A 21,790-nucleotide genomic window follows, 5' to 3' on the forward strand; every position below is an offset into this window, starting at 1 on the left:
GCCAGCTCGCCTCACCGGATTCCCCCTCGTCACTGTGTTGCCTGAGCCAGTACAAGCTGACGAGGGTGCTCGCGGCAAGGGGATTCGCCGTCAGCCCTGAGAGCGGGACCCGCCGACACGCCGGGCGCGGGGGGAGAACCACATGGTTGTCATTTCAAGCGAACCGCGTCACGTTTCCCCTAGTCGGAAGGGGGTTCGGGGTGGCGGGGTGGGCGTGCCGGGCTGAGCCCTCCCCGGGGGCGGGGCCTCCCCAAGAGGACCCTGAGAGATCTCAAGGTCAGGTTGAGGGTGCCGGGGTGACCCACGAGTCGTCGAGGTCGGCCACCCAGGCAGCGCACGTCCCGCGCCGGTCGGCCGGCCACCAGCCGGAGCGGAGGTCGGCGTCCGGGACGACGGTCGAGCCGCACAGGGTGGCCGCGCGTGCGAGCAGGTCGGGGTCGGCCAGCTCGACGGGGACGGTGGTGACCCGGCCGGTGACGTGGTTGGCGCGCAGGGTCCCGAGCAGGGCCGGGCCGAAGCCGGGCGCCACGAGCACGAGCGCGCGGCGGTGGGTGTGGGCGGCGTCCAGCAGGTGGAGCACGAGCCGCTCGTCGTCGAGGTCGGTGTCCGTCACCACCACGTAGGGGTCGACGACGGCCGCGACGCCGCGCTGCGGGTGGGTCAGGAAGGCGCGGTCGGCCAGGCCCGCCGGGAAGGTCGGCTCCGGCCCTCGCGAGGCCAGCAGCTCGCCGAGCCGGTCCTCGGGGATGCCCGGTGGGGGAGCGGCGGCGGCCAGGTCCTCCTCGGTGGTGAACCCCTCGGACGCCGCGCGCTGGCGTCGGCGGTCCCACCACCAACCGCCCAGGATGATCGCCGCGCCCACGACGAGCAGGACAGGGATGCCCCACCACGGAGGGTTCATGCGGCCACTCTAGGCCGCCGGTAGAGTGGGCCGGCGGGGCCTATAGCTCAATTGGCAGAGCAGCGGACTTTTAATCCGCGGGTTCAGGGTTCGATCCCCTGTGGGCCCACCGCGGGGCCCCGGTCTGCTTGCATGGCCCCATGCGACGTCTCCTCAAGGTGCTGCTCGTCGTCCTGGTCGGCCTGCTCGGCTACGGGGTTGGGCTGGCCCAGCCCCATGTGCTCCGCCCGCCGCTGGTGCCGGGGCAGGACGCGGCGGGCGACCCCGCCGGCGCCCGGGCCGTGGTGTCGCTCGACGACGTGGGAGGCCGCGTCCTGTCGGTCCGGCCGGAGGCCGATGCCGACATCCTGTTCGTGCTCTACCCCGGCGGCCTGGTCCGGCCCCAGGCCTACGAGTGGCTGGGGCGCGCGCTGGCCGGCCGAGGGGTGCACACCGTGATCCCCGAGTTCCCCGTCGACCTCGCCGTGCTCGACGCCGGTCGGGCGCAGCGGTTGGTCGACCACTACGCCGCGGGGCGTCCGGTCGTGGTGGGGGGCCACTCGCTCGGCGGGGCGATGGCCGCCGCGTGGGCGTCCGACCACCCCGACGCCTTGGCGGGGCTCGTGCTGCTGGCCGCCTACCCGCCCGACGGCGACGACCTCACCGCGGCGGGGTTCCCGGCGGTGGTCCTGCAGGCCGAGCACGACCTCGTCGCCGACGGGGACGCCGTGCGCGGCGGGCTGGACCGCCTGCCGGCCGGCACCGACCTGGTCGTCGTCGAGGGCGCGGTGCACAGCTTCTTCGGCCGCTACGGGCCGCAGGCCGGGGACGGGATCCCGACGGTCAGCCGGGCCGAGGCCGAGGCGTCCATCGTTGCGGCCCTGACCGATTTCCTGGGCCGCGTCGCCTGATCAGCGCGCGACGGCGAGGCGGTCGGGCAGGCTGAGGCGGGCGATCGTGCGCCACGTCTGCGCGATCTGCCGGTGCAGGGGGCCGGAGGTGTACTTCAGGCCGTAGCGCTCGCAGATCTCCTTCACCTTCGGCGCCACCTGCGCGTACCGGTTGGAGGGCATGTCGGGGAACAGGTGGTGCTCGATCTGGTGGCTCAGGTTGCCGGCCATGATGTGGAACAGCCGCCCGCCGGAGAGGTTCGCCGAGCCGAGCATCTGGCGGACGTACCAGTCGCCGCGGGTCTCGCCCTCGATCGCCTCCTCGGTGAAGGACTCCACCTCGTCGGGGAAGTGCCCGCAGAAGATCACGGTGTGCGCCCAGATGTTGCGGATCGTGTTGGCCAGGAACGTGCCGGCCATCGCCTGCAGCCCCGACCGGGTGGCCAGGTGGGCCAGGCCGGGCGTGCCGGCGTAGTCCTTGCCGATCATGCGGGCGAACTTCACCCCGACGGCCTTGAGGTCGTCGACGAGCGCCTTCTTCGGCTTGCGTCCGGCCTTCACCTCGTCGATCTCGAGGTCGTAGATCGCGATCGCCCACTCGAAGAACGGGGCGATGAGCGCGTTCATGGGCACGTTGGCCAGGAAGCGGGGTTCCCACGGCTGGTCGCGGCTGACCCGCAGCACCGAGTAGCCGACGTCGCGGTCCTTGCCGACGACGTTGGTCCAGGTGTGGTGCACGTCGTTGTGGGTGTGCTTCCAGCCCTTGGCCGGGGCGACGAAGTCCCACTCCCACGTCGTGGAGTGGATGTCGGGATCGCGCATCCAGTCCCACTGGCCGTGGATCACGTTGTGGCCGATCTCCATGTTCTCGAGGACCTTCGACAGCGCCAGCATGCCGGTGCCGACCACGAACGCCGCCGGACGCCGCGCGCCCAGCAGCAGCGCCCGCCCGCCGACCTCCAGCATGCGCTGCATCTGGATGACGCGCTTGATGTAGGCCGCGTCGGCGGCGCCGAGGGAGTCCATGACCTCGGCCCGGATGGCGTCCAGCTCGCGGCCCAGCTCGTCGACCTGCGCGCGGGTCAGGTGGGACGCGCCGGCGGGCCGGGCGGCGGGCCGTTCGTCACGGATGGCGATGGTCATGGTCTCTCCCTGTCGTCAGGCATCGAGGTGGACGTCGCCCGCGGCGGCGGACACGCAGGTTCTGATGAGGTCGCCGGGCTCGCCGTGCACCTCGCCGGTGGTGAGGTCGCGGACGCGCCCGGCGTCCAGCTTGGTGAGGCAGGTGCGGCAGATGCCCATGCGGCAGCCGCTGGGCAGCGGGACGCCGTTGGCCTCGCCGGCCTCGAGCAGGGCGGTGGCCCCGTCGGCGGCGACCTCCTTGTCGGAGCGCGTGAAGGTGACCGTGCCGCCGGTGCCGGCGGGTGCGGCGATCCGGCTCACCTCGAACCGCTCCATCGTCAGGTGCTCGCCGGCGCCCTCGGACGCCCACAGCCGCTCGGCGTCCGCGACCAGGCCCTCGGGGCCGCAGACGTAGGCGGCGCGCTGCCTCCAGTCGGGGCACAGCTCCTCCAGGGCCGCGACGGAGGTGAGGTCGAGGCGTCCGCGCTCGCCGCTGAGCCACAGCACGTGCCGAACGTTCGGGGCGGAGGCGGCCAGGGCGTCCAGCTCGTCGACGAACAGCGCCTCGTCGCGGGTGCGTGCGGTGTGGAGGAGGACGACGTCGGCATCGGGCCGGCTGCCGGCCAGCGTGCGCAGCATCGACATGACCGGGGTGATGCCGCTGCCGCCGGTGACCATGAGCAGGGGTCGCGGGTGCTCGGGCAGCACGAACTCGCCCTGCGGCGGGTCGAGGTAGAGGATGTCGCCGCGTCGCGCCCGGCGCACGAGCGCGCCCGAGACGCGACCGATGTCGGTGACGGTGATGGCCGGGTCCTGGCCCGGGGCGGTCGACAGGGAGTACGACCGCCAGTGCCGGACGCCGTCGATCTCGACGCCCACCCGCACCCACTGGCCGGCCTGGTGCTCGCGCCAGCCGGGCGGGGGGTGGAACCGGATGGTCGCGGTGCGCGGCCCCTCGCGCACGACGTCTGTCACGCGGGCGCGCGGCTGCTTGGACGAGTAGCGCGGGTCGAACAGGGCGGTGATGTCGTCGACGTGCAGGGGGTAGGTGAGCGCGGACAGGATCTCGGCCAGGGGCCGTCGTCGGCGCATGGGATCCTCCCCCGAGAGACACCACCTACGCAGGCGTAGGTTCGGGGGCCAGTCTAGCCGTCCCCGGCCGTGGGGGTAGAACCCCTGCGGGTGACCCGGGTCGCCGTCGCGTGCGCGAACCCGGGGGATGCGGAAACATGGGGGCGGGACACAGCGCGGCCCGTCGACGCCGCGCCGGACGAGGAGGTCACGGATGGGTCAGGGTATGGAGCGGTTCATGCTGGCGGGTCACAACCTGGGGCTGGACCTGATGCGCGCGACCGAGGCTGCGGCCCTGGCCGCCGGCCGCTGGGCCGGGCGCGGCGACAAGGAGTCCGGCGACAAGGCCGCCGTGGACGCGATGCGTGCGATCCTGAACCAGGTGCGCATGGCCGGCACCATCGTCATCGGTGAGGGCGAGAAGGACGAGGCCCCCATGCTCGCCAACGGTGAGAAGGTCGGCACCGGCTGGGGCGACCGCATCGACATCGCCGTCGACCCCGTGGACGGCACCCGACTGCTGGCGTGGGGCATGCGCAACTCGATCGCGGTGCTCGCCGCGGCCGAGGGCGGCACCATGTACGACCCGCACATGTGCTTCTACATGGAGAAGCTGGTCGTCAGCCAGAACGCCGCCGACGTCATCGACCTCGACGCCCCCATCGCCGACAACATCCGCAAGGCCGCCGCGGCCGAGGGCAAGGACGTCTCCGAGTTCGTCGTCGGCGTGCTCAACCGTGAGCGCCACAACGACCTGGTCAACGAGATCCGCGCGGCCGGTGCGGCCACCCGCATGTTCACCGACGGCGACGTGGCCGCCGCCGTGGCCGCCGCGACCCCGGGCGTGAAGATCGACATGCTCGCCGGCATCGGCGGCAGCCCCGAGGGCGTCGTCACCGCGTGTGCGATGAAGTGCCTCGGCGGCCGCATCCTGGCCCGCCTGCACCCGACCACCGACGAGGAGCGCCGCCGCACCGCCGAGGCCGGCTTCGATGTCGACAAGGTCCTCGACACCAACGACCTGGTCGGCTCCGACAAGACCCTGTTCGTCGCCACGGGCATCACCGACGGCGACCTGGTCGACGGCGTCCGCTACATGCCGGGCGGCGACGCCCGCACGCACTCGGTCGTCATGCGCTCCGAGTCCGGCACCGTGCGCTGGGTCGAGGCCCACCACCGCCTCGACAAGGTCAGCGCCTGGCGCGCCGCCCACGGCGGCTGATGCTCACGCGTCGCGCAGCACTGGCCGTCCTCGGCCTGGCCCTCGTGGGGTGCACCACCCCGCAGGCCGGGCCCGCGGGCGGCCGGTCCGCGTCCGGGCAGACGCTGGACGCCGCGGGCTTCGCCGAGCTCGTGGCCACCCCGGGCGTGGTCGTGCTCGACGTGCGGACGCCGGAGGAGTTCGCGTCCGGGCACCTGCCGGGCGCGGTGAACCTCGACATCCAGGCCCCGGGCTTCACGCAGGGCCTCGAGGGGCTCGACAAGGCGGCCACCTACGCCGTCTACTGCCGCTCGGGCAACCGCTCGCAGGCCGCGCTCGACGCGATGGCGCAGGCCGGCTTCGCCGACGCCCACCACCTGGGCGGCGGCATCGGTGCGTGGCAGGCCGCCGGCGGCGAGGTCGTCCGCTAGGACTCCCTCGCCGCGTGTGCCGGACGGCCGTGAAGTGAAGAATCAAAGGTTGAACTGCGATTCGAGCGTAGATTTTGCGGCTACTCCCGGGGTATCGTCCCCGAATGGTTGACACGCTCACGAACGCCACCATCGCTCCCGACCAGGTCTTCGCCTCCTTGGGACGCCACATCCTCGTCGACGGCATGCCGCTGGTCCTCGACCTCAACCGCTCGCGCGGCACCACGCTGGTCGACGAGGCCACGGGGGACGAGTTCCTCGACATGTTCACGTTCTTCGCCTCCAACGCCCTGGGCATGAACCACCCGGGGCTGACCGAGGACGAGACCTTCCGCGCCGAACTGCTCGAGGCCGCGCTGAACAAGCCGTCCAACTCCGACATCTACACCGTCGCGATGGCCCGCTTCGTCGACACCTTCGCGCGCGTCATGGGCGCCGACCAGCTGCCCCACTACTTCTTCATCGAGGGCGGCAGCCTCGCCGTCGAGAACGCCCTCAAGACGGCCTTCGACTGGAAGTCGCGCCACAACGAGGCGCACGGCCGCAGCCCCGAGCTGGGCACGAAGATCATGCACCTGAAGGAGGCCTTCCACGGCCGCTCGGGCTACACCATGAGCCTCACCAACACCGACCCCAACAAGGTCGCCCGGTTCCCGAAGTTCGACTGGCCGCGCCTGTCCACCCCGTACTGGGCGGCCGAGCGCGACATGGACGCCGTCGAGGCGGCCACGCTCGCCGAGGCCGAGGCAGCCTTCGCCGCGAACCCGCACGACATCGCGGCGTTCATCATGGAGCCGATCCAGGGCGAGGGCGGCGACCACCGCTTCCGCCAGGGCTTCCTGGAGCAGATGAAGGCCCTGTGCCACGCGAACGACGCCCTGTTCATCTTCGACGAGGTGCAGACCGGCGGCGGCATGACCGGGACGCCGTGGGCCTGGCAGAACTACGGCGTGGCCCCCGACGTGATGAGCTTCGGCAAGAAGCTGCAGGTCTGCGGCATCGCCGCCGGCGGCCGCGTCGACGAGGTCGAGCAGAACGTGTTCAAGGTCTCCAGCCGGATCAACTCCACGTGGGGCGGCAACCTGACCGACATGGTCCGCTCGCGCCGCATCCTCGAGGTCATCGAGGCCGACGACCTCATGGGGCGCGCCCGCACCGAGGGCGCCCACCTCCTGGAGCGCCTCGAGGACGTCCAGTCCCGCCACGGCATCGTCACCAACGCCCGCGGCCTCGGCCTCATGTGCGCCATCTCCCTGCCGGACACCGCGACCCGCAACGAGGCCATCCGCCGGCTGCAGGACGACGAGAAGGTGCTCATGCTGGGCTGCGGTGAGCGCTCGCTGCGCGTCCGCCCGCCCCTGACCGTCGAGCGCGCCGCGATCGACAAGGCCGTGGACGCCATCGACCGCGTGCTCACCGCGATGGAGGGCTGACATGCACGACACCCACGCCCTGCGCGCGGCGTTCGCGCGCTCGCTCTCGGCGATGTACGGCACCGAGGTGCCCGCGTACAACACGCTCGTGGACGTCTCCACCGCCGTGAACGCCGACCACCTGGCCGCCCACCCCGACACGGCCGAGCGCCTCGGCCGCATCGACCGGGTCACGGCCGAGCGGCACGGCGCCATCCGCGTCGGCACGGCCCGTGAACTGGCGCGCGTCGCGCAGGTGTTCGCGGCGCTCGGCATGGAGCCCGTCGGCTTCTACGACCTGCGCGGGGACGCCGCCACGTCGCTCCCGATCGTGTCGACGGCGTTCCGGCCGACGACGAAGGAGGCGCTGGCGATCAACCCGTTCCGGGTGTTCTGCTCGGTGTTGGTCACCGACGACCGCCGCTACTTCGACGAGGCCCTGCAGGCCGAGCTGGACGCCTTCCTCGCCGACCGCGAACTGTTCGGCGACGACGTCGTGGCCCTGGCCGAGAAGGCCGAGCGGGACGGCGGGTTGGAGGACGCCGAGGCCGAGGAGTTCCTCCGCCTCGCCACCGCCTGCTTCGAGCTTTCCGACGAGCCTGTCGACCGGGCCTGGTACGAGCGCCTCTCCACGATCTCCGGCGTCGCGGCCGACATCGGCGGCGTCCGGGCCACGCACATCAACCACCTGACCCCGCGCGTGCTCGACATCGACGACCTCTACCGCCGCATGACCGAGCTGGGCATCGCCATGATCGACGAGATCCAGGGCCCCCCGGCGTGGGAGGGCCCGGACGTCCTGCTGCGCCAGACCTCGTTCAAGGCGCTGGCCGAACGCCGCCGCTTCCGCGAGGCCGACGGTTCGGTCGTCGACGGCACCCTGTCGGTGCGCTTCGGCGAGGTCGAGCAGCGCGGCATCGCGCTGACCCCGAAGGGGCGTGACCTGTACGACCGCCTCATCGTCGAGATCGACGAGCGCTCGGCCGGGATGTCGGCCGACGAGCGCAACCAGGTGAAGCTCGACGTGTGGCGCGCCAACTGGCCCGTCGACGAGGATGGCCTGGCCGAGGCCGGCCTGGCGTTCTTCGAGTGGGTCGACGGCGTCCGGACGCCCATCGTCTACGAGGACTTCCTGCCGCGCTCGGCGGCGGGCATCTTCGCCTCGAACCTCGCTCATGCGGGCAGCCGCGATGTCACGCTCGAGGGGTCGCACCGCGACGAGGCGTGGCTGGCCGAGGCGATGGGCCGCACCGTCCACGACCCGATGGAGTTGTACGCAGCACAGCAGCAGGCGTCGCGCGACGCCATGGAGGAGACCCGATGAAGACCACCGCCCAACTCCGCGAGCGCGCCGAGGCCGCACTGGCCGCCCTCGGCGTCGACCGGGACGCCTGGTGCGTCGACGACGGCGCCGTCCGCGCCCGCTCGCCGCTCACCGGCGAGGAGCTGTGCGGCGTCCGTACGCACACCCCGGCCGAGGTGTCGGACGCCGTGGCCGCGGCGTCCGAGGCCTTCGTCGCCTGGCGCGAGGTGCCCGCCCCCGTGCGCGGCGCGCTGGTCAAGCGCCTCGGCGAGCTGATCGGCGAGCACAAGGAGGACCTGGCCGCCCTCGTCACCATCGAGGCCGGCAAGATCCACACCGAGGCGCTGGGCGAGGTCCAGGAGATGATCGACATCTGCGACTTCGCCGTCGGCCTCTCCCGCCAGCTGTACGGGCAGACGATGCCCAGCGAGCGCGCCGGGCACCGGCTGCAGGAGACCTGGCAGCCGCTCGGCGTCGTCGGTGTGATCTCGGCGTTCAACTTCCCGGTCGCCGTCTGGTCGTGGAACACAGCGATCGCGCTCGTCTGCGGCGACCCGGTGGTGTGGAAGCCGTCCGAGCTCACCCCGCTGTGCGCCCTGGGCTGCGACGCCCTGCTGCGCCGCGCGATGGCCGAGGTCGGCGCCCCCGAGGGCCTGCACGCGGTCGTCATGGGCGACCGGGCCATCGGCGAGGCGCTCGTCGACGACCCCCGCGTCGCGCTGGTGTCCGCGACCGGCTCGACCCGGATGGGCCGCGAGGTCGGGCCCCGCGTGGCCGCGCGCTTCGGCCGCTCGCTGCTCGAGCTCGGTGGCAACAACGCCGTGATCGTCACCCCGAGCGCCAACCTCGACCAGGCCGTCAGCTCGATCGTGTTCGGCGCGGCCGGCACGGCGGGGCAGCGGTGCACCTCGACCCGGCGCCTGCTGGTGCACGAGTCCGTCGCCGACGAGGTCGTCGCGCGCGTGGCCCGGGCCTTCGAGTCGCTGCAGGCCGGCGACCCGTTCGCCGACGGCGTCCTGCTCGGCCCGCTGGTCAACGAGGCGGCCTACGACGCCATGCAGGCCTCGCTGGAGAAGGCGAAGGCCCAGGGCGGCGAGGTGGTCTCCGGCGGCGAGCGCGCCGACGTGGACGCCGAGGGCTTCTGGGTGCGCCCCGCCCTGGTGCGGATGCCCGCCCAGGAGGGCGTGGTGCTCACCGAGACCTTCGCGCCGATCCTGTACGTGCTCACCTGGTCGGACTTCGACGAGGCCATCGCGCTGCACAACGCGGTCCCGCAGGGGCTCTCCAGCGGCCTGTTCAGCAACGACGTGCTGGAGGCCGAGCGCTACCTCGGGGCGTCCGGCGCCGACACCGGCATCGCCAACGTCAACGCCGGCACCTCGGGCGCCGAGATCGGTGGCGCGTTCGGCGGCGAGAAGGAGACCGGCGGCGGCCGCGAGTCCGGCTCGGACGCGTGGCGCGCCTACATGCGACGGGCCACGAACACGATCAACTACTCGGGCTCGGTCCAGCTCGCCCAGGGCGTTGACTTCGGCTGACGTCTGATGTCTCCCGGATTTCGGGGTAGGGTGCCCCGGATGGGGGAGGGACGAGTCGTGCGAGCCCGCTGGGCAGCCGGCGCCGCCGTGCTCGCGCTGGCCGGCTGCGTCGGCCCCGCCGCGCTCTCGCTGACCCCGCCCGCCGTGGCGCCGACGGCGTCGGACTCCGTCGTCACGCCGGAGGCGCCCGCCGCGAGCCCCGTGGCCGTGGAGGCGGCCTCGGTCGACGCGGCCCAGGTCCGGGCCGCGCAGGCCGAGGCGGAACGGGCCAGGGCGCGGGCCGCAGAGGCGTCCGCGTCCGCGGCTGCCGTGGCGTCGAGCACCCCCGCACCCCCGGCCGAGGTGGACTGGCGCGCCGGCGAGGGCGTCGCGGGCGTCGACGTCTCCCGCTACCAGCCGCGGGTGGACTGGCCGGGCCTGCTGGCGTCCGGGCACCTCTTCACGTACGTGAAGGCCACGGAGGGCACCCAGCACGTGAGCCCCACCCACGACGACCAGCGCGCGGGGGCCCGCGGCGCGGGCCTGGTGCAGGGCGCCTACCACTACGCGCGGCCGGGGCAGTCGTCCGGGACGCTGCAGGCGCGCTTCTTCCACGCCAACGGCGGGGCCTGGCTGCCCGACGGGCGCACGCTCCCGGGGGCGCTCGACCTCGAGTTCGCCGAGGAGGGCGACCGCTGCCACGGGCTGGACCGCGAGCAGATGGTCGCCTGGGTCCGGGAGTTCTCCGACGAGTACCGCCGCCTGTCCGGCCGGAACCCGGTGATCTACACCAAGACCGAGGTGTGGGCCGAGTGCACCGGCGGCGACACCACGTTCGGCTCGCGCCCGCTGTGGCTGTTCGACCACGCGCAGGTCCCGGGCGAGCTGCCCGCAGGCTGGGAACGCCCGACGCTGTGGCAGCGCGCGGTGGAGAACCACCTCGACCGCAACGTGTTCTTCGGGTCCGCCGAGCAACTGCAGGCGTGGGCCGCACGCCCGGTGGGGTAACCTGACCTCGAACACACACGTGCTCCGGGGTCGGTGAAAATCCGAACCGGCGGTTACAGTCCGCGACCCAGTGGCCCACCAGGGCCCCTGGCTGACCCGGTGGAATTCCGGGACCGACGGTCAAAGTCCGGATGGGAGGCGCACGCGACGTGTCCGCGCACGCGCATCCGCGTGCGACCGGGCCCGTCGAGATCCTCCCACCCTGCCCCGGCGCAGAGCGAGAGGGGAGGGTCCGGTGTCGTCCAGCACACCACGCGAGCCGCGACGCCCGCGCCCCACCGGCCTGCTCGCCGCCGCCCCGTGGCTGTTCGGCCTCGGCCTCCTGGCCGCGTGGGCCCTCGTCGTGGTCGTCGCCGCCCCGCCGCCGTACATGCTGCCGTCCCCGCTGGCGGTCGCCGACCGGCTCGTCGCCGCCCTCGGGGCCGCGGCCTTCTGGCCGGCCGTGCGGGCGACCTTCACCGAGGCCGTCGGCGGCAGCCTGCTGGGCGCGGCGGTGGCGCTGCCCCTGGCGATCGCGATCCACCGCAGCCGCCTGCTGCACGCCGCCGTCACCCCCTTCCTGGGGGCGACGCAGGCCATCCCGGCCATCGCGCTGGCCCCGCTGCTGGCCATCTGGGTCGGCTACGGGCTGGGCCCCATCATCCTGCTGTGCGCGCTGATGGTCTTCTTCCCGATCCTCGTCTCGTCGGTCGTCGGGCTGCGCCACGTGGACCCCCAGGTCGTCGACGCCGCCCGCATGGACGGCGCGGGCAGCGTCGCGCTCCTGCGCCACATCGAACTGCCGCTGGCCCTGCCGAACGTGCTGGCCGGCCTCCGCAACGGCTTCACCCTGTCGGTCACCGGCGCCGTCGTCGGCGAGATGGTCATGGGTGGGTCCGGGCTCGGCCAGCTGCTCACCGTCCAGCGCGACTCGGTCGACACCGCCGGGATGTTCGCCACCATCGTCGTGCTCTGCGCCATGGCCTCCGGCCTGTACGGCCTCATCCACCTCATCGAACGCCGCAGCCGCACCCTCGCGTCGCTGCTGCGCACGGACCGACCCTGAAGGAAGGAATCCCATGCACCGCACCGTCCGCGTCGCCCTCGCCCTCGTGGCCGCCGTCGCCCTGGTCCTGACCGGGTGCGCCCGCACCCCCGTCGGCACCGACACGGGGCCCGCGAAGGCCACCGTCGGCCTCACCTACATCCCCGACATCCAATTCGCCCCCTTCTACGTCGCCGCCGAGGAGGGCCTGTTCACCGAGCAGGGTCTCGACGCGACCCTGCGCCACCACGGCGCGCAGGAGGGCCTGTTCACCGCGCTCGTCGCGGGCCAGGAGGACTACGTCGTCGCGGGTGGGGACGAGATGGTGCAGGCGCGCGCCGAGGGCATGGACCTGGTGGCGATCGCGCAGTACTACCACCGCTACCCGGTGGTGCTGATCGTCCCGGACGTGTCGCCGGCGCAGTCGGTCGCCGACCTCGCGGGCCTGCGGATCGGCCTGCCCGGCAAGTTCGGCGAGAGCTGGTTCGGCCTGCAGGCCGCGCTCGCCGGGGCCGGGCTCACGGAGTCCGACGTCGAGGTGGTCGAGATCGGCTACACCGCCCAGGCCGCGCTGACCACCGGCAAGGTGGACGCCGTGGTCGGCTTCTCCAACAACGACCAGGTCCAGTTCGGGCTGGCCGGCATCCCCACCCGGGCGATCCCGCTGGCCGCCGACGGCGAGCTCCCCCTGGTCAGCATCGTGCTGGTGACCACGGGCGCCAACCTGAAGGCCAACCCCGGGACGGCGCGCAAGGTCGCGCACGCCATGGTGGCCGGCCTGGAGCGGACCGTCGCCGAGCCCGCCAGCGCCGTCGCGGCGGGCAAGAAGCACATCCCGACCCTCGACCAGGCCGGGGCCGAGGCGTCCGCCCTCGCGACGCTCGAGGCGACCATTCCGTTGTGGACCGCGCCCGCGGGCCGCGCGACCGGCACAATGGACGCGCAGGAGTGGGCCGCGATGACGGACTTCATGCTCGAGACGGGGCTCATGACCGCCGCGGTCGATCCTGCCGAGGCGATGACGAACGAGTTCGTCGAGGGCTGACGAGGAGGTCTGACGTGGACGACGGCGTCACCGTGCCCGGGTGGGACGACTACTTCCTGGGGATCGCGGACGCGGTCGCCCGGCGGGCCAAGTGCACCCGGCGCCGGGTCGGCGCCGTGCTGGTCCACGAGCGGCGGATCATCGCCACCGGCTACAACGGGGCCGCGCCGGGGCGGCCGGACTGCCTCGAGGGGGCCTGCCCGCGCGGGCAGCTCGGCTACGACGCCGTGCCGGGCCTGGGCGACTACGACCGTCCCGGGACCCCCGGCTTCTGCATCGCCATCCACGCCGAGGTGAACGCCCTGCTGTTCGCCACCCGCGACACCAAGGGCGCCACCGCCTACATCACCGACCCGCCGTGCCCCGGGTGCCGCAAGGCCCTCGCCGCGGCGGGCATCGTCCGGGCCGTGTGGCCCGGGGGCAGCCACGACGCCGACGGGCTCGTGGACTGGGCCGGGAGCGACCGGTGACCGTGACCTCGGCGCCGCACCACGCCGAGGTCAGAGCCGGCGCAGGAAGTCGGGGTCGTCGTCGGGGGCGATCGGCGGACGGCGCCCCGGGCCGGCGATGCCCCCGCCCGGCGGGCGGCCGACGGCGAACCAGCCGACGGGGCCGACCACGGGCAGCGCCACGATCGCGACGAACCACAGCCAACGCGGCATGAGCCGGGTGCGGTTGGCCGGGGTCTGCGCGGCCTCCACCAGGGCGTACACCGTGACGGCGACGATGGCGAGGACGAGCAGGACGCGAGGCATGGCGTCCAATCTACCCGGCCACCGACGTGGGAGGATGGTCCGTGGTCGGGCGGGGGCCCGGGCGAGGAGGAGCACGCGTGGCGACGGTGGCCGAATGGGTCGAGGGGGCGCGCCTGCGCACCCTCCCGGCGGCGCTGGCGCCGGTGGTCGTGGGGTCCGCGGTCGCGTTGCACCTCGGGCAGGCCGACTGGCTGCGTGCGGCCCTCGCGGGGGTCGTGGCGCTCGCCCTCCAGGTGGGGGTCAACTACGCCAACGACTACTCCGACGGGGTGCGCGGCACCGACGCCGAACGCGTGGGGCCCATGCGTCTGGTCGGGTCCGGGGCGGCGACCCCGAAGGCGGTCAAGCTCGCGGCGTTCGCATCCTTCGGTATCGCCGCGGTGGCCGGCCTGGTGCTGGTCGTGCTGACCGGCCAGTGGTGGCTGCTCGCGGTCGGCGTGGCCTGCATCCTCGCCGGGTGGTACTACACCGGCGGACGCCGTCCCTACGGCTACGCGGGCCTCGGTGAGTTCTTCGTCTTCGTCTTCTTCGGGCTGGTCGCCACCGTGGGCACGACGTACGTCCAGACCCTGTCCGTCCCCGCGCCCGCCGTCTGGGGCGGCGTGGCGACCGGGGCCCTGGCGTCCGCGATCCTGGTCGCCAACAACCTGCGTGACCGGGCCGGCGACGCCGAGTCGGGCAAGCGCACCCTCGCCGTGCGGCTGGGTGACCGCGGGACCCGGTGGTTCTACGTCGCGCTCGTCGGCTTGGGCGCGCTCGGCATCGTGCTGCTCGCCGCGGGCACGACCTGGTGGGCGGCGCTGGGCCTGCTGGGGCTCATCGTCCTCGTCGGTCCGGTCGCCCGGGTGCTGCAGGGCGCGCGCGGCCCCGAGCTGATCCGGGTGCTCAAGGTGACCGGCATCGCCGAGGTGCTGGCGGCCGTGGGCGTGCTGGTGGGCACGGTGATCGGCTGATGGAGGGTCAGTTCCGCACGTTCTCGGGGCCGATGGTCGTCATCACCGGCCTCGTCGCCGTCGGGTGGTTCGTGCTCGGCGCCCTGTCGTTCGTCGGCCTCTCCCGCCCCGCGGGCCTGCTGCTCGGCGCGGCAGGGGTGCTCGGCGGGCTCGTGACGGCGTGGCTCGCCCTGTCCCTGCGCGTGCGCCACGACGACGCCGGCATCGTGCTGCCGCGCCTCGGCCACGTGCCGTGGGAGCAGGTGCACGCGGTCGAGGTACAGCCGGGCCTGGTCTCGGTGCCCTACGTCGTGGTGCGCCAGGGGCGCGCCCTGGCCGACGTCGCCCTCGACGGGCTGGCCTGGTTCGGCGGGCCCGACGGGTATGCCCGCGGGCTGGCCGAGCAGGTGGCCGCGGCCGCGGGCCTCGACCGCGTCGCGGTCCGGCCTCCGCGCGGCGGGTCGGCCGGGCGCCGGGCCGCGTAGCTCAGGCCTGCTCGCGCAGCCACCGGCGCAGGTGCCAGGTGGCGCGCACGTCGTCCTCGTTGTACTCCAGCACCCGCACGCGGGCCAGCTCGCGCACCCGCTCGTCGGGGTCGCCGACGGCCTCGGCGAACCAGCTCTGGGAGTTCAGGCCGCCCGGGTCCTCGTCGCGCCAGGCGAACCCCGTCACCGCGGCCGTGACCACCTTCAGTCCCAGCCCGTTGGCGCCGAAGTAGTTGCGCCGCACCACCTCGAACAGGTCGACGAACCCGTCGGCGGCCCAGGTGGTCGCCCAGGTGCCGACCTCGCCGAGCCGGTGGGCCAGCCGGTTCAGCCGGATCACCTCGTAGTCGGAGTAGTGGTAGACCGCCGCGTCGCGCCCGGCCACCACCTGGCGCAGCCAGCCCAGGGCGCGCCGGGCGAGGTCCAGCTCGGCGGCGTCGTCGAGGTCGGCGAAGGTCGCGAACTGCCGGCCGTAGGGCTCGCCGCGGGACGGGTCGTCGACCCAGAACCCCCACAGGTACACCCGGTCGTCGGAGGAGGTCTCGATGTCGACGTCGATCTCGAGGTCGTGGCGGGGCAGGTCCAGCGGGCCCTGCGTCTGGCGCTCGAGCTGGACGCCGGCGTCCATGAGGGTCGCCCGTCGGTGCGCCCGCCGCAGCCGCTCCTCGCTGCCGACCCGGTGGCTGGCGCGGGGGAGGTACTGCCCGAGCAGGTCGTCGAGGTCGGCGTGGGCGAGCTCGGCCACCGTGGAGATCCCGAGGCGGCGCAGGGTCCGCACCTCGTGGACGTCGAGCGGGGCCTTGGTGATGCGTAGGGACAGGTCGTCGGCGTCCAGCTGCGTCTGGCAGTGTTCCTGCCACACGCAGCCGCGGCACTCGCCGGACACGATCGGGGTGAGCAGCTGGTCCTGGCCGGAGGACGCCAACGCCGCCTGGGCGAGCTCGACGCGGTAGCGGTGCTCGTCGTCGTACCGGGCCAGCGTGCTGACGGGCTGGGCGTCCTCGGGTCGGTCGAGGTGGCGCGGGTCGGGCGGCACGCGCTCCTGGCCGAGGTTCAGCCAGGTGATCACCTGCTCGACCTGGCCGGGTTGCTCGGGGTCGAGGTTGATCTTGTCGATGCCGACGAGTCCGGCCCACGGGATGCGCGCTGCGTGCCCGCACGCCTCGAGGAGGCGCCAGTAGTGGGCCATCTGCAGCGCCGCGTTCAGGCGGCTGCCCCAACGGAACCGTCGTCCGGTGACCGTGACCGGCCGCCGGGGGGTGGTGAGGGACGCCACGTCGAGCGGCTCACCGTCGGGGTCGGCCTCCAGGACGCGGTGGAACTTCACCTGCACGGGGTGGTAGCCGCCGCCCTCGCCGCGCGAGCGCACCAGCAGGGACGGCCGGCCGCGGCGGTGCGAGACCTCGTCCTTGGGCAGCAGGCCGGCGATGACCACGTCGGCGCCGGACGCCAGCGCCTCGAGGCAGGCCGCCTCGGCGTCCGCGCTCGGGCCCTCGCGCAGCGGACGCAGGTCGACCACCCGGCCCGGGCCGCCGAGGACCGCCGCCATGACCTCGGCCTCGATGGCGTCGGCGTCACGGAAGAACGGCGGGTCGGGGCGCTCGAGGCTGGGCGCGACGAGGTTGGGGGTGAACAGGTTCACCGTCTTGAGCGGGCAGCTGCGGGCGGCGTAGGCGTCCAGGGTGAACGACATCGGTGGCTCCGTGGGGGTCAGGCGACCGCCCGGTGCAGGGCCACGATGCCGCCGGTGAGGTTCTTCCACTCGACGTCGTGCCAGCCCGCCTCGCGGATGAGGCCGGCCAGGGTCGCCTGGTCGGGCCACGCGTTGATCGACTCGGCCAGGTAGTTGTAGGCCGGGTTGTTGGTGGACAGCACGCGGGCGATCGCGGGCAGCACGCGCGGGATGTACTCGCGGTACAGGGTGCGGAACGGGCCCCACGTGGGCGTGGAGAATTCGGCCACGACGAGGACGCCGCCCGGCGCGGTGACGCGGCGCATCTCGGTGAGGGCGGCGAGGGTGTCCTCGATGTTGCGCAGGCCGTAGCTGATCGTGACGGCGTCGAAGGTGTCGTCGGCGAAGGGGAGCTCGAGGGCGTCGGCGTTCACGAAGCCCAGGTCGGGCTGGCGTTTCTTGCCCTCGGTCACCATGCCGAGGCTCAGGTCGGCGGGCACCACGAGGGCGCCCGCGTCGGCGAAGGTGCGCGAGGAGGTGCCGGTGCCGGCCGCGAGGTCGAGGATGCGCTGGCCCGGGCGGGGGTCGACCGCGCGCAGCGTCTCGGCGCGCCACGCGCGCACCAGCCCGCCGGTCATGGCGTCGTTCATCAGGTCATACCGCCCGGCCACGCCGTCGAACATGGCGGCCACATCCGCGCGGCGCTTGGCGAGCGTGGCGCGGGCATCGAACTTCTGCACCTGATGATCCTGCCATGCTTGAGGACATGGCGTCCCGCGCACCGGTCCTCACCGCGACCAGCATCTCCAAGTCCTTCGGCCCCGCCCGCATCGTGCACGACTTCTCGTTGTCGGTGCGCGCAGGCGAGGCCGTGGCCCTGACCGGGCGCAACGGTGCCGGCAAGTCGACGATCCTGCGCATGCTGGTCGGCGCGGTGCGTCCCGACGAGGGCCGCGTCGAGTTCGAGGGCACCCGGATGAGCGAGACCAACGCCACCATCCGCAAGGGCATGGCCTCGGTCATCGACGACCTCGACTTCTTCCCCGACCTCTCGGTCGTGGAGCACCTGGACCTGCTCGCCCGCGCCCACGGCGTCCCCGACCCCGAGTCGATCGTCGACGAGGTGCTCGAGGAGGTGCAGCTCGTCCCGCAGTCGGGCCAGCTGCCCGGCACGCTGTCGTCGGGCCAGCGGCGCCGCCTCGCGCTGGGCACGGCGTTCGTGCGCCCGCGCCGCCTGCTGGTGCTGGACGAGCCCGAGCAGCGCCTCGACGTCGAGGGCGTCGCGTGGCTCGCCGCCCGGCTGGCCGAGGAGCGCAAGCGGGGGCTGGCCATCGTGTTCGCCTCCCACGAGCCGTACCTGGTCGGGCAGGTGGCCACCCGCATCGTGCAGGTCGGCCCGCCGACCCCGGACGCCGACGCCGCGGCCGAGGCGGGGGCCGGGGTGGAGGCCTGATGGCCCGCGCGCGCCGCAAGGGCGCCAAGCAGCGGCACCAGCCCGAACCGCAGGTGGTCGCGCCCCAGCCCGTGGTGGTGCCGACCGACCCCTACGCCGAGTACGCCGACCGTGAGTGGGACTTCGCCTGGCTGCCCGAGGAGGAGCCCGAGGTCGTCGACGAGCGGGCCCTGCACGCGCTGGTGAAGTCCTGGCGCCACGGCCGCGCCACCCGGTCGATCCTCGACGTGCTCCAGGACGCGTACATCGCGATCTTCAGCGTGGCCATGATCGGTGCGATGGTCATCAACGTCATCGTGGGGAGCCAGACGCAGTCGGCGTCGTGTGACACCGCGGCGTGCCTCAACGGGCGCCTGCTGGTGCCATGGGGCACCTTCTTCGCGATCGCCGCGCTGGCGGTGTCGACCGCCCGCCTGTTCGGTCCGGTGCTGGCCTCGGCCGCCGAGGGCTTCTGGCTCATGGAGGCGCCGATCGGGCGCAAGCGCATCCTGCGCGGGCGCCTGTGGGCCGTCGTGCTCGGGGCCCTCGTGGTCGCGGGGCTGGTGTCCGCCGGCATCGCGGGCATCGCCGGAGAACCGCTGTGGGTCGTGGGGGCGTGGGCCGCGGCGTCCGGCCTGGTGGCCTCGGGACTGGTCGCCTGGTCGGCCTGGGAGCAGTCGTTCGAGCGGGTGAAGGCCCTGCGGGTCGGCCAGGCGGTCCTGGCCGCGCTGGCGGCGGTCGTGCTCGGCACGATGGTCGCCGTCGCCGCGGGCTGGCTGCACATCGAGCCGCCGGCCTGGGCGCGCGTGGTGCCGTGGGCCCTGGCCGGCCTGGGCCTGCTGATGACGGTCTTCTTCACCGTCGGTGCCCACCGCCGCCTGGACCGCTTCGCGCGCACCCGCCTGACCTCCGGTGGCTCGCTGGTCTCGGGGCTGCAGGGCGCGATGTTCGGCCTCGACCTGGGCCTGGCCCGCGACATCCTGGTCGACCGCGAGGCGATCGAGCGGGGCCACGTGAAGCCGGTGCCGGGGCGTGGACTCGGCGCGCAGGCGCTCGTGTGGCGCGACGTCCAGCGGCTGAAGCGCTTCCCGCGGCCGCTGATCGGGCTGGCCGGTGCCGTGCTGGCGCCGTACGCCTCCGACGCGATCGGGCTGGCGCTGCTGACCCCCTTCCTGTCGGCGGTCGCCCTGATGTTCGCCCTCGTGCCCATGCTGGGGGCGCTGCGCGTGCTCTCGCGCTCGAGCGGACTGGCCCGGGCGCTGCCCTTCACGACCGCGCAACTGCGCACGGCCACGTTCACCGTGCCGGCGGTGCTGGCGCTGGTGTGGTCGTTGGCGACGATCCCGGCGTTCCTGGGCGTCACGGGAGGCCTGCAGCGCTCACCGCTGGCGGCCGTGACGGTCGCCCTGGCCTGTGGTGTCGCCGGGCTCGCCGCCGCGATCCGGTGGCAGACCGCCAAGCCGGTGAACTTCGCGGTGCCGATGATGGCCACCGGCGCGGGCGCGGTGCCGCCCACGTTGGTGTTCAACCTGCTGCGCGGCTTCGACGTCGCCGCCCTCGTGAGCGCTCCGGTGCTGCTCAACGCCGACCCGATCTGGTCGCTGGCCATCGGTGTGGTCGTGCTGGTCATCCTCCGGACGGGCTTCAACCTGGAGGAGATGTCCGAGCAGGCCAAGGAGCAGCAGAAGCTCCTCGACGCCGAGAAGGCCGCGCGGGCCCGGTAAGGGGTTGGGTGCCCCTCGCCACCACCCCAACCCGCCATTTCCGCAACTGTTTCGTTTCGGATATCACGTCCATAACATGCTGCTGACTACGGGTGACACGAGGGCGGCCGCCAAATGGCGCTTGTCTGATGACTTCCCTAGACTGACCCGGAGTCGGGCGCCGCGGGGTGCCCTGAGGAGGGGTGTGATTCGATGACCGAGCAGCGCGCGGCGCAGTCGGTGGTCGAATCCGACGTCATCGTCGTCGGCGCGGGCCCGGGCGGTTCGACCGCCGCGAAGTGGCTCGCCGACCGGGGCCTCCAGGTCACGCTCCTGGAGAAGGCCACCTTCCCCCGCGACAAGGTCTGCGGCGACGGGCTCACCCCGCGCGCGACCAAGCAGCTCGTGCGCCTCGGCGTCGACGTCTCCGAGGAGGCGGGCTGGGTGCACAACCACGGCCTGCGCACCTACGGCGGCCACCCCGAGCCCTTCGAGTTCCGCTGGCCCGAGCTGGCCGAGTTCCCCAACTACGGCCTCACCCGCCGGCGCGGCGACTTCGACGAGATGCTCGCCCGCCTCGCCGTGGACGCCGGGGCCACCCTCCACGAGGGCGCGAACGTCTCCGACCCGATCATCGACGAGCGCACCGACCGCATCGTCGGCGTCCGGACGAAGGCGGGGGTCGAGTACCGCGCGCCGATCACCATCGCCGCCGACGGCAACTCCAGCCGCCTGGCCATCGCGATGGGCCTGGAGAAGAACCGCAAGCGCCCGATGGGCGTCGCGGCGCGCGCCTACTTCACCAGCCCGGCCCGCACCCACGACGACCTCATGGAGAGCCACCTCGAGCTGTGGGACGGCAAGCCGGGGGAGTCCAACCTCCTCCCGGGCTACGCGTGGCTGTTCGCCCTCGGCGACGGCACCGTGAACTTCGGCCTCGGCACGGTCTCCAGCTCGGCGGCGTCGGCGAAGATGAACTTCCGCGACCTGATGTGGAAGGTCCTCGCGAACTTCCCGGCCGAGTGGGGCCTCACGCAGGAGAACATGGTCGGCACGATCGGTTCGGCCGCCCTCCCGATGAGTTTCAACCGCAAGCCCGCCTACCACCGCGGGCTGGTCCTGGTCGGCGACTCCGCCGGCATGGTGAGCCCCTTCAACGGCGAGGGCATCCCGTACGCGATGGAGGCCGCCGACATGGCCGCCGACGCCATCGCCGACGCCCGCAGCAGGGGTTTCGGGACGCCCGGTGCCGAGAAGGCCCTCCACGGCTACCGCACCCGCCTCGAGGACGAGTGGGGTGGCTACTTCAGGCTCGGTCAAGTCTTCGTGTCGCTTATCGAGCGTCCCGAGATCATGCGGCTCTGTACGCGATACGGTTTGCCCAGGCCGACTCTGATGAAGTTCACGATGAAGCTGCTGGCCCATCTGTACGACACCAAGGACGGTGACTGGATGGACAAGACCATCACGTCGTTGACGAGGGTGGTGCCGTCGGCATGACGTACTACCAGAAGGGAAGGGTGCGATGAGCCCCTACGTTCCGATCCTTGGGGTGCTGTTCTTCTCGGCCATCCTCTTGGCCGTCATGATCGTGGCCTCGCTGGTCATCGGCCCGAAGACGTACAACAAGGTGAAGTACATGCCGTACGAGTGCGGCATCGACCCGACCCCCAGGGCCGCCGGCGGTGGGCGCTTCCCGGTGAAGTACTACATCACCGCGATGATGTTCCTCGTCTTCGACGTCGAGATCGCCTTCCTCTACCCCTGGGTGGTGGCGTTCGACCAGCTGAGCATGTTCGCCGTGCTCTCCATGATCGTGTTCCTCCTGCTGCTGTGCATCGCGTACTACTACGAGTACAAGCGCGGCGGCATGGAGTGGGACTGAGCCGGTAGGAAAGGGAATCTGA

General features: G+C 73.0%; 22 protein-coding genes, 1 tRNA gene and 1 riboswitch. Of the genes, 17 read left to right on the plus strand and 6 right to left on the minus strand.

Annotation, left to right across the window (positions count from 1 at the left end; translation table 11 throughout):
• Positions 1–277 precede the first annotated feature (277 nt).
• On the minus strand, positions 278–901 hold the full coding sequence (locus H5397_RS05510) for a hypothetical protein (protein WP_182815444.1): 624 nt from the start codon (positions 899–901) through the stop codon (positions 278–280).
• 36 nt (positions 902–937) lie between these two features.
• Between H5397_RS05510 and H5397_RS05515 the strand changes: the two genes are divergently transcribed.
• Both H5397_RS05515 and H5397_RS05520 read left to right on the plus strand, forming a co-directional pair.
• Positions 938–1,010, plus strand: a tRNA-Lys gene (locus H5397_RS05515).
• Positions 1,011–1,041: 31 nt separating this feature from the next.
• Entirely contained in the window at positions 1,042–1,791 is a 750-nt protein-coding gene (locus H5397_RS05520; protein ID WP_182815446.1) for an alpha/beta fold hydrolase, read from the plus strand.
• Here H5397_RS05520 and H5397_RS05525 read toward each other — a convergent pair whose 3' ends face one another.
• Together H5397_RS05525 and H5397_RS05530 are read right to left on the minus strand one after the other, a co-directional pair.
• On the minus strand, positions 1,792–2,913 hold the full coding sequence (locus H5397_RS05525; RefSeq protein ID WP_182815448.1) for an acyl-CoA desaturase: 1,122 nt from the start codon (positions 2,911–2,913) through the stop codon (positions 1,792–1,794).
• A gap of 15 nt (positions 2,914–2,928) precedes the next feature.
• On the minus strand, positions 2,929–3,984 hold the full coding sequence (locus tag H5397_RS05530; RefSeq protein WP_182815450.1) for a ferredoxin reductase: 1,056 nt from the start codon (positions 3,982–3,984) through the stop codon (positions 2,929–2,931).
• Positions 3,985–4,177: 193 nt separating this feature from the next.
• Here H5397_RS05530 and glpX point away from each other — a divergent pair, with 193 nt between their 5' ends.
• The 9 genes from glpX (at position 4,178) to H5397_RS05575 (ending at position 13,374) form a co-directional block, all read left to right on the plus strand.
• A complete protein-coding gene (gene glpX, locus H5397_RS05535; protein ID WP_182815452.1) occupies positions 4,178–5,185 on the plus strand; it encodes a class II fructose-bisphosphatase in 1,008 nt (335 codons plus the stop codon).
• On the plus strand, positions 5,185–5,595 hold the full coding sequence (locus H5397_RS05540) for a rhodanese-like domain-containing protein (RefSeq protein WP_182815454.1): 411 nt from the start codon (positions 5,185–5,187) through the stop codon (positions 5,593–5,595). The genes glpX and H5397_RS05540 overlap by 1 nt, the downstream gene beginning before the upstream one ends.
• A 104-nt stretch (positions 5,596–5,699) precedes the next feature.
• Entirely contained in the window at positions 5,700–7,028 is a 1,329-nt protein-coding gene (lat, locus tag H5397_RS05545; RefSeq protein WP_220492029.1) for an L-lysine 6-transaminase, read from the plus strand.
• Position 7,029: 1 nt separating this feature from the next.
• Positions 7,030–8,331 (plus strand): VOC family protein, encoded by a 1,302-nt coding sequence (locus H5397_RS05550; protein WP_182815456.1) that lies wholly within the window; start codon positions 7,030–7,032, stop codon positions 8,329–8,331.
• A complete protein-coding gene (locus H5397_RS05555) occupies positions 8,328–9,848 on the plus strand; it encodes an aldehyde dehydrogenase family protein (protein ID WP_182815458.1) in 1,521 nt (506 codons plus the stop codon). Before H5397_RS05550 ends, H5397_RS05555 begins: the two co-directional genes overlap by 4 nt.
• A gap of 39 nt (positions 9,849–9,887) precedes the next feature.
• Positions 9,888–10,835 carry a GH25 family lysozyme gene (locus tag H5397_RS05560; RefSeq protein ID WP_182815460.1) on the plus strand — a complete coding sequence of 316 codons (948 nt, stop codon included), beginning with the start codon at positions 9,888–9,890 and terminating at the stop codon, positions 10,833–10,835.
• A gap of 16 nt (positions 10,836–10,851) precedes the next feature.
• Positions 10,852–10,982, plus strand: a riboswitch (FMN riboswitch).
• A gap of 88 nt (positions 10,983–11,070) precedes the next feature.
• Positions 11,071–11,880 carry an ABC transporter permease gene (locus H5397_RS05565; protein WP_309224285.1) on the plus strand — a complete coding sequence of 270 codons (810 nt, stop codon included), beginning with the start codon at positions 11,071–11,073 and terminating at the stop codon, positions 11,878–11,880.
• 13 nt (positions 11,881–11,893) lie between these two features.
• Positions 11,894–12,904, plus strand: coding sequence for an ABC transporter substrate-binding protein (locus H5397_RS05570; protein ID WP_182815462.1), 1,011 nt, complete (start codon positions 11,894–11,896; stop codon positions 12,902–12,904).
• A 14-nt stretch (positions 12,905–12,918) separates the two neighbouring features.
• The gene (locus H5397_RS05575) at positions 12,919–13,374 is read left to right on the plus strand and encodes a cytidine/deoxycytidylate deaminase family protein (protein ID WP_375539338.1); all 456 of its coding nucleotides are present in this window, start codon (positions 12,919–12,921) and stop codon (positions 13,372–13,374) included.
• A 30-nt stretch (positions 13,375–13,404) separates the two neighbouring features.
• Here the strand turns inward: H5397_RS05575 and H5397_RS05580 are convergent, their stop codons facing one another.
• On the minus strand, positions 13,405–13,659 hold the full coding sequence (locus H5397_RS05580) for a PLDc N-terminal domain-containing protein (RefSeq protein WP_182815464.1): 255 nt from the start codon (positions 13,657–13,659) through the stop codon (positions 13,405–13,407).
• A 77-nt stretch (positions 13,660–13,736) separates the two neighbouring features.
• On the opposite strand from H5397_RS05580, the gene H5397_RS05585 reads away from it, so the two are divergent.
• Positions 13,737–14,612: a 1,4-dihydroxy-2-naphthoate polyprenyltransferase gene (locus H5397_RS05585; RefSeq protein ID WP_182815465.1), complete on the plus strand. Its 876-nt coding sequence runs from the start codon at positions 13,737–13,739 to the stop codon at positions 14,610–14,612.
• A complete protein-coding gene (locus tag H5397_RS05590; protein ID WP_182815467.1) occupies positions 14,612–15,076 on the plus strand; it encodes a hypothetical protein in 465 nt (154 codons plus the stop codon). The genes H5397_RS05585 and H5397_RS05590 overlap by 1 nt, the downstream gene beginning before the upstream one ends.
• Position 15,077: 1 nt before the next feature.
• On the opposite strand, the gene H5397_RS05595 is transcribed toward H5397_RS05590, so the two are convergent.
• Together H5397_RS05595 and H5397_RS05600 are read right to left on the minus strand one after the other, a co-directional pair.
• Positions 15,078–16,769 carry a TM0106 family RecB-like putative nuclease gene (locus tag H5397_RS05595; RefSeq protein WP_182815469.1) on the minus strand — a complete coding sequence of 564 codons (1,692 nt, stop codon included), beginning with the start codon at positions 16,767–16,769 and terminating at the stop codon, positions 15,078–15,080.
• Between the two features lie 17 nt (positions 16,770–16,786).
• A complete protein-coding gene (locus H5397_RS05600) occupies positions 16,787–17,488 on the minus strand; it encodes a demethylmenaquinone methyltransferase (RefSeq protein ID WP_260519432.1) in 702 nt (233 codons plus the stop codon).
• A gap of 26 nt (positions 17,489–17,514) precedes the next feature.
• On the opposite strand from H5397_RS05600, the gene H5397_RS05605 reads away from it, so the two are divergent.
• The 4 genes from H5397_RS05605 (at position 17,515) to H5397_RS05620 (ending at position 21,768) form a co-directional block, all read left to right on the plus strand.
• On the plus strand, positions 17,515–18,201 hold the full coding sequence (locus H5397_RS05605) for an ABC transporter ATP-binding protein (RefSeq protein ID WP_182815592.1): 687 nt from the start codon (positions 17,515–17,517) through the stop codon (positions 18,199–18,201).
• Positions 18,201–19,904: a DUF6297 family protein gene (locus tag H5397_RS05610; RefSeq protein ID WP_182815471.1), complete on the plus strand. Its 1,704-nt coding sequence runs from the start codon at positions 18,201–18,203 to the stop codon at positions 19,902–19,904. The genes H5397_RS05605 and H5397_RS05610 overlap by 1 nt, the downstream gene beginning before the upstream one ends.
• A gap of 192 nt (positions 19,905–20,096) precedes the next feature.
• Entirely contained in the window at positions 20,097–21,383 is a 1,287-nt protein-coding gene (locus H5397_RS05615; RefSeq protein WP_182815473.1) for a geranylgeranyl reductase family protein, read from the plus strand.
• Between the two features lie 25 nt (positions 21,384–21,408).
• Positions 21,409–21,768 (plus strand): NADH-quinone oxidoreductase subunit A, encoded by a 360-nt coding sequence (locus H5397_RS05620; protein ID WP_182815475.1) that lies wholly within the window; start codon positions 21,409–21,411, stop codon positions 21,766–21,768.
• Positions 21,769–21,790 lie beyond the last annotated feature (22 nt).

This window comes from Propioniciclava sp. MC1683 (assembly GCF_014164675.1).
Classification (GTDB): Bacteria; Actinomycetota; Actinomycetes; order Propionibacteriales; family Propionibacteriaceae; genus Propioniciclava.

What these genes read in the sequence shown, in the direction of transcription:
- H5397_RS05550 (WP_182815456.1), top strand. Translation starts at nt 7,030, where the DNA reads ATGCACGACACCCACGCCCTGCGCGCGGCGTTCGCGCGCTCGCTCTCG.
- H5397_RS05595 (WP_182815469.1), bottom strand. Translation starts at nt 16,769, where the DNA reads ATGTCGTTCACCCTGGACGCCTACGCCGCCCGCAGCTGCCCGCTCAAG.
- H5397_RS05605 (WP_182815592.1), top strand. Translation starts at nt 17,515, where the DNA reads ATGGCGTCCCGCGCACCGGTCCTCACCGCGACCAGCATCTCCAAGTCC.
- H5397_RS05520 (WP_182815446.1), top strand. Translation starts at nt 1,042, where the DNA reads ATGCGACGTCTCCTCAAGGTGCTGCTCGTCGTCCTGGTCGGCCTGCTC.
- H5397_RS05580 (WP_182815464.1), bottom strand. Translation starts at nt 13,659, where the DNA reads ATGCCTCGCGTCCTGCTCGTCCTCGCCATCGTCGCCGTCACGGTGTAC.
- H5397_RS05555 (WP_182815458.1), top strand. Translation starts at nt 8,328, where the DNA reads ATGAAGACCACCGCCCAACTCCGCGAGCGCGCCGAGGCCGCACTGGCC.
- H5397_RS05540 (WP_182815454.1), top strand. Translation starts at nt 5,185, where the DNA reads ATGCTCACGCGTCGCGCAGCACTGGCCGTCCTCGGCCTGGCCCTCGTG.
- H5397_RS05590 (WP_182815467.1), top strand. Translation starts at nt 14,612, where the DNA reads ATGGAGGGTCAGTTCCGCACGTTCTCGGGGCCGATGGTCGTCATCACC.
- H5397_RS05620 (WP_182815475.1), top strand. Translation starts at nt 21,409, where the DNA reads ATGAGCCCCTACGTTCCGATCCTTGGGGTGCTGTTCTTCTCGGCCATC.
- glpX (WP_182815452.1), top strand. Translation starts at nt 4,178, where the DNA reads ATGGGTCAGGGTATGGAGCGGTTCATGCTGGCGGGTCACAACCTGGGG.
- H5397_RS05560 (WP_182815460.1), top strand. Translation starts at nt 9,888, where the DNA reads ATGGGGGAGGGACGAGTCGTGCGAGCCCGCTGGGCAGCCGGCGCCGCC.
- lat (WP_220492029.1), top strand. Translation starts at nt 5,700, where the DNA reads ATGGTTGACACGCTCACGAACGCCACCATCGCTCCCGACCAGGTCTTC.
- H5397_RS05525 (WP_182815448.1), bottom strand. Translation starts at nt 2,913, where the DNA reads ATGACCATCGCCATCCGTGACGAACGGCCCGCCGCCCGGCCCGCCGGC.
- H5397_RS05610 (WP_182815471.1), top strand. Translation starts at nt 18,201, where the DNA reads ATGGCCCGCGCGCGCCGCAAGGGCGCCAAGCAGCGGCACCAGCCCGAA.
- H5397_RS05615 (WP_182815473.1), top strand. Translation starts at nt 20,097, where the DNA reads ATGACCGAGCAGCGCGCGGCGCAGTCGGTGGTCGAATCCGACGTCATC.
- H5397_RS05530 (WP_182815450.1), bottom strand. Translation starts at nt 3,984, where the DNA reads ATGCGCCGACGACGGCCCCTGGCCGAGATCCTGTCCGCGCTCACCTAC.
- H5397_RS05570 (WP_182815462.1), top strand. Translation starts at nt 11,894, where the DNA reads ATGCACCGCACCGTCCGCGTCGCCCTCGCCCTCGTGGCCGCCGTCGCC.
- H5397_RS05510 (WP_182815444.1), bottom strand. Translation starts at nt 901, where the DNA reads ATGAACCCTCCGTGGTGGGGCATCCCTGTCCTGCTCGTCGTGGGCGCG.